The organism is Rhodococcus sp. YH1, assembly GCF_009939605.1.
In the GTDB taxonomy this organism is placed as follows: Bacteria; Actinomycetota; Actinomycetes; order Mycobacteriales; family Mycobacteriaceae; genus Rhodococcus; species Rhodococcus aetherivorans.
On sequence record NZ_WVTE01000139.1, the window covers coordinates 1 to 5,312 of the forward strand.

At 67.9% G+C, this 5,312-nt stretch carries 6 protein-coding genes; 5 read left to right on the top strand and 1 reads right to left on the bottom strand.

Features of this window, described 5'->3' with window-relative positions; translation table 11 throughout:
• From AIIKEEIJ_RS12165 to AIIKEEIJ_RS12180, 4 genes are all read left to right on the top strand, one after another.
• The coding region (locus AIIKEEIJ_RS12165) for a F0F1 ATP synthase subunit gamma (RefSeq protein WP_202916948.1) at positions 1-560 on the top strand (560 nt) is incomplete at its 5' end.
• Between the two features lie 4 nt (positions 561-564).
• Positions 565-2,016 (top strand): F0F1 ATP synthase subunit beta, encoded by a 1,452-nt coding sequence (gene atpD, locus AIIKEEIJ_RS12170; RefSeq protein WP_006944336.1) that lies wholly within the window; start codon positions 565-567, stop codon positions 2,014-2,016.
• Positions 2,017-2,022: 6 nt separating this feature from the next.
• On the top strand, positions 2,023-2,388 hold the full coding sequence (locus AIIKEEIJ_RS12175) for a F0F1 ATP synthase subunit epsilon (protein ID WP_006944335.1): 366 nt from the start codon (positions 2,023-2,025) through the stop codon (positions 2,386-2,388).
• Between the two features lie 47 nt (positions 2,389-2,435).
• The gene (locus AIIKEEIJ_RS12180; RefSeq protein ID WP_037200752.1) at positions 2,436-2,858 is read left to right on the top strand and encodes a DUF2550 domain-containing protein; all 423 of its coding nucleotides are present in this window, start codon (positions 2,436-2,438) and stop codon (positions 2,856-2,858) included.
• Between the two features lie 19 nt (positions 2,859-2,877).
• On the opposite strand, the gene AIIKEEIJ_RS12185 is transcribed toward AIIKEEIJ_RS12180, so the two are convergent.
• Positions 2,878-3,450 carry a cob(I)yrinic acid a,c-diamide adenosyltransferase gene (locus AIIKEEIJ_RS12185; RefSeq protein WP_006944333.1) on the bottom strand — a complete coding sequence of 191 codons (573 nt, stop codon included), beginning with the start codon at positions 3,448-3,450 and terminating at the stop codon, positions 2,878-2,880.
• A 56-nt stretch (positions 3,451-3,506) separates the two neighbouring features.
• Between AIIKEEIJ_RS12185 and murA the strand changes: the two genes are divergently transcribed.
• Positions 3,507-4,769: a UDP-N-acetylglucosamine 1-carboxyvinyltransferase gene (gene murA, locus AIIKEEIJ_RS12190; protein ID WP_006944332.1), complete on the top strand. Its 1,263-nt coding sequence runs from the start codon at positions 3,507-3,509 to the stop codon at positions 4,767-4,769.
• The last annotated feature ends 543 nt before the right edge of the window (positions 4,770-5,312 follow it).

The following is a 5,312-nucleotide window of genomic DNA, read 5'->3' on the forward strand; positions in this document are numbered from 1 at the left end:
CGCAGGAGCCGCGCTACACGGATGCGGCCAAGGCGAGTCGTCATCTGGTGGAACTGTTCATGGCCGGGTCCGGCAACGAGGTGCCCGCGCCGAACGGTGAGGGCACGATCGAGGGCGTCGACGAACTGCACATCGTCTACACCCGCTTCGTCTCGATGCTGACCCAGACCCCCGAGGTGCGCCGGATGGCGCCGCTCGAGGTGACCGTCACCGAGGACGAGATCGACCTCGGCGAGGACATGCTCACCGACGGCCGGCACGTCGGCAGCAACGGCGGGCCCCGGCCCGGCTACAACTTCGAGCCGGAGGCCTCGACGCTGCTCGCGGCGCTGCTGCCGAAGTACATCAGCACCCGCATCTTCGCGTCGCTGCTCGATGCCGCGGCATCGGAGTCGGCTGCTCGGCGTACCGCCATGAAGGCGGCCACCGACAATGCCACGGAACTGGTGAACACCCTCAGCCGTCAGGCCAACCAGGCCCGCCAGGCGCAGATCACCCAGGAAATCAGCGAGATCGTCGGCGGTGCCAACGCGCTCGCCTCGAGTGCAGGAAGTGACTAAGCACATGACCGCAGCAGTAACCGATAACTACGGGGCGGGGGCGGCCTCGGCCACCGCCGGCCGCGTCGTTCGGGTCATCGGCCCCGTCGTGGACGTCGAGTTCCCGCGTGGTGCCGTTCCCGCTCTGTTCAACGCCCTGCACGCAGAGGTCACTCTGCCGTCCGTGGCGAAGACCCTGACCTTCGAGGTCGCGCAGCACCTGGGTGACAACCTGGTGCGCACGATCTCCATGCAGCCCACCGACGGCCTGGTGCGCGGCACCACGGTCGTCGACACGGGCCGTCCGATCTCCGTGCCGGTCGGCGACGTCGTCAAGGGTCACGTGTTCAACGCCCTCGGTGACTGCCTCGACGCCCCGGGCACCGGGCGCGACGGCGAGCAGTGGGGCATCCACCGCAAGCCGCCGGCCTTCGACCAGCTCGAGGGCAAGACCGAGATCCTCGAGACCGGCATCAAGGTCATCGACCTGCTGACCCCGTACGTCAAGGGCGGCAAGATCGGTCTGTTCGGTGGTGCCGGTGTCGGCAAGACCGTTCTGATCCAGGAGATGATCACCCGTATCGCGCGTGAGTTCTCCGGCACGTCGGTGTTCGCCGGCGTCGGCGAGCGCACCCGTGAGGGCACCGACCTCCACCTCGAGATGGAGGAGATGGGCGTCCTCCAGGACACCGCCCTCGTCTTCGGCCAGATGGACGAGCCGCCGGGAACGCGTATGCGCGTCGCCCTGTCCGCGCTGACCATGGCGGAGTACTTCCGCGATATTCAGGGCCAGGACGTGCTGCTGTTCATCGACAACATCTTCCGGTTCACCCAGGCCGGTTCCGAGGTGTCGACCCTGCTCGGTCGTATGCCGTCGGCCGTCGGTTACCAGCCGACGCTGGCCGACGAGATGGGTGAGCTCCAGGAGCGGATCACCTCGACCCGTGGCCGCTCGATCACCTCGCTGCAGGCGATCTACGTCCCCGCCGACGACTACACCGACCCGGCGCCGGCCACGACGTTCGCGCACCTCGATGCGACCACCGAGCTCTCGCGTCCGATCTCGCAGATGGGTATCTACCCCGCTGTGGATCCGCTGACGTCGACCTCGCGCATCCTCGAGCCCGGCATCGTCGGTGCCGAGCACTTCCGCGTCGCCAACGAGGTGAAGCGGATCCTGCAGAAGTACAAGGAGCTGCAGGACATCATCGCCATCCTCGGTATGGACGAGCTCTCCGAGGAGGACAAGGTCCTCGTCGGCCGCGCCCGTCGTCTGCAGAAGTTCCTCGGCCAGAACTTCATCGTGGCCGAGAAGTTCACCGGCGAGCCCGGCTCCGTGGTGCCGCTGCGCGACACCATCGAGGCATTCGACCGCGTCACCAAGGGTGAGTTCGACCACCTGCCCGAGCAGGCGTTCAACAGCTGCGGTGGACTCGACGACGTCGAGGCCGCTGCCAAGAAGATCGCCGGGAAGTAGTCCGCGATGGCTGAAATGACCGTGGACCTCGTTGCCGTCGAGGAGCGCCTGTGGTCGGGCACCGCCCGGCTGGTCAGCGCCCAGACGACCGAGGGCGAGATCGGTGTCATGCCGGGCCACGAGCCGGTCCTGGGCCAGCTCGTGGAGGGCGGCGTCGTCTCCATCACGACCGGCGACGGCGAGCGCGTCGTCGCGGCCGTGCACGGCGGCTTCCTCTCGGTGACCGCCACGACGGTGACGATCCTCGCCGAGGCCGCGGAGCTGACGGAGAACATCGACGTCGAGTCCGCGCGCGCCGTGCTGAGCGAAAGCCGGGACGAGGCCGAGATCGCCGCGGCGCGGGGCCGGCTCCGGGCTGTCGAGCGGGCCTGACCGGACACGAGAAGCCGCGACGGAGCCGACGAGCAGTGTCAGTTGGAATGATTGTTCTCATCGTTCTGGTGATACTGCTCGCGGCTGCCGTCGCGGCTTTTCTCTATCGCCTCGTCACCCTGCGGGGCGGCGGCACCGCCGCGATCCTGCGGCGCCTGCCCAACGGCGCCGGCGCCGGGTGGCGGCACGGCGTCATCCGTTACGGCGAGCGCACGCTCGTCTTCTACAAGCTCTCCAGCCTGCGCCCGGGCCCGGACTCGCGCCTCGCCCGGCAGGGAGTCGAGGTGCGCAGCCGTCGCGCGCCCGAGGGCAGTGAGCACGACATCATGACCGAGGACATCGTGATCCTCGAAATCCAGGACGGCGCAAACAACTTCGAGATCGCCCTCGACAGCGGTGCGCTCACCGCCTTCCTGTCCTGGCTCGAATCCCGGCCCTCGGACCGATCCCTGCGCGGCCGGCCGAACTGAGGTCCGGCCGACCGGGTCCTCACGCGCCCGCGCCCGGCTTCCAGAGCACGTCACCATCCGGGTTCGCGACGCGACCGAGGATGAAGAGCAGATCCGACAGCCGGTTGAGGTACTTCGCCGGCAGCACATTCGTGTCGTCCGGGTGGGTGGCCACCGCCGCCCAGGCGGAGCGCTCCGCCCGCCGTGCCACCGTCCGGGCCGTGTGCAGCAGGGCCGCCAGCGCGGTGCCGCCGGGGAGAATGAAGGAATCGAGCGGCGCCAGTTCCTCGTTGAACTCGTCGCACCAGCGCTCGAGCCGATCGATGTACCCCTGCGTGATCCGCAGCGGCGGATACTTCGGCTCCGGCACCACCGGCGTCGACAGGTCGGCTCCGGCGTCGAACAGGTCGTTCTGGATCTGGCGCAGGACCGGCACCATCCGTTCCGGTACGTCGCCCACAGCCAGCGCCACGCCGAGCGCCGCATTCGTCTCGTCGCAGTCCGCGTAGGCGATCAGCCTCGGGTCGTTCTTCGACACCCGGGAGAAGTCGCTGAGGCCCGTCGTACCGTCGTCGCCGGTGCGGGTGTAGATCCGTGTGAGATGGACAGCCATGCAGGTCACGGTACCGCTCCCGTATTCCCGCAGTGTGGTCGATAGGCTGTGGCGTTGTGAGTGATCGCTTTCTTGTCTCCGGTGGTAACCGGCTTGTCGGTGAGGTAGTCGTCGGGGGCGCCAAGAACAGCGTGCTCAAGCTGATGGCAGCCGCCCTGTTGGCAGAGGGGACGAGCGTCATCACCAACTGCCCGGATATCCTCGACGTGCCGCTGATGGCCGAGGTTCTCCGCGGACTCGGATGCGACGTGGAGCTCGAGGGTGACGAGGTACGCATCACGACCCCCGCGCAGCCGAAATACCAGGCAGATTTCGCCGCCGTCCGGCAATTCCGTGCGTCGGTGTGTGTCCTCGGACCGCTGGTGGCTCGGTGCCGCAAGGCCGTCGTCGCGCTGCCGGGCGGCGATGCGATCGGCTCGCGGCCGCTCGATATGCACCAGACGGGGCTCCGCCTGCTGGGGGCGCACAGCACGATCGAGCACGGCTGTGTGGTGGCCGAGGCCGACGACCTGCACGGCAACGCGATCCGCCTGGCCTTTCCGTCGGTGGGGGCCACCGAGAACATCCTGATGGCCGCCGTTCTCGCGAGCGGAGAGACCACGATCGACAACGCGGCTCGGGAGCCGGAGATCGTCGACCTGTGCACCATGCTGGTCCAGATGGGTGCCCGCATCTCCGGGGCCGGCACCTCGACGCTGACGATCATGGGCGTCCCCCGGCTCGAACCCACCACCCACCGCGTCATCGGGGATCGCATCGTCGCGGCGACGTGGGGGATCGCGGCGGCGATGACACGCGGCGACGTCCGCGTGCGCGGCGTCAACCCGAAGCACCTGAGCCTCGTCCTCGACAAGCTCCGTGCCGCCGGCGCGGAGGTGACGCCCGAGGTGGACGGCTTCCGGGTTGTTCAGCACGACCGTCCCCGGGCGGTCAACTTCGCGACCTTGCCGTATCCCGGCTTCCCGACCGACCTGCAGCCCATGGCGATCGGGCTCGCGGCGGTCGCCGACGGCACGTCGATGATCACGGAGAACGTCTTCGAGGCGCGGTTCCGGTTCGTCGAGGAGATGATCCGGCTCGGCGCCGATGCGCGCACCGACGGGCACCATGCCGTGGTCCGCGGTGTCGAGGAGCTGTCGAGCGCGCCGGTGTGGTCGTCGGACATCCGTGCCGGTGCCGGACTGGTCCTGGCCGGGCTGTGTGCGGACGGCGTCACCGAGGTGCACGACGTCTACCACATCGACCGCGGCTACCCGAGATTCGTGGAGATCATCGAGGAGCTCGGTGGCGTCATCGAGCGGGTCAACTCCGACTCCTGATGCGGAGCTCCGAAATCGGCTGTGCCTCAGTCATTTCGGGCTCAAACGGGCGGGTGGACGACATGGCTCGTCCGAATGTGCCGCGCATCACGGTGGAGTGACAGCGCGGAGGCGGGGCTGGGGGCGGCCCGCGAACTGGGAAAACAGTGCCGCATCGGAGCTTGACCAGCGGATTTGGCGCACGCTTGTTCCTCACGTAACTTATTCCAGGTCAGAGCGACACGGACACCGACCCGGCCCGCAGGGGCCCGGGACAACGAGGTTGGACGCAGGCGCCTGATTGTTCGGTTCGGAATCTTCTGGTAGGGTTCTGGGCCGTTGCCGATCCCACCGAGCGCGTCGGGTTTGTTTTCGCCGGGTGGTGTGGGTAGGCCGGAACGGTTGCCCCGGAACGCCGCGGACCTCGGTTCGTGGGTGATGGTGTGTGCGTGTTCTTTGAGAACTCAACAGTGTGCCGATGAATGTCAGTGCCAAAATATTTTTGGTGCGACCGCCTCTCTTTTCGGGGGGTGGTTGTTGCTGGCTGCCGCATTCTTCCGTCTG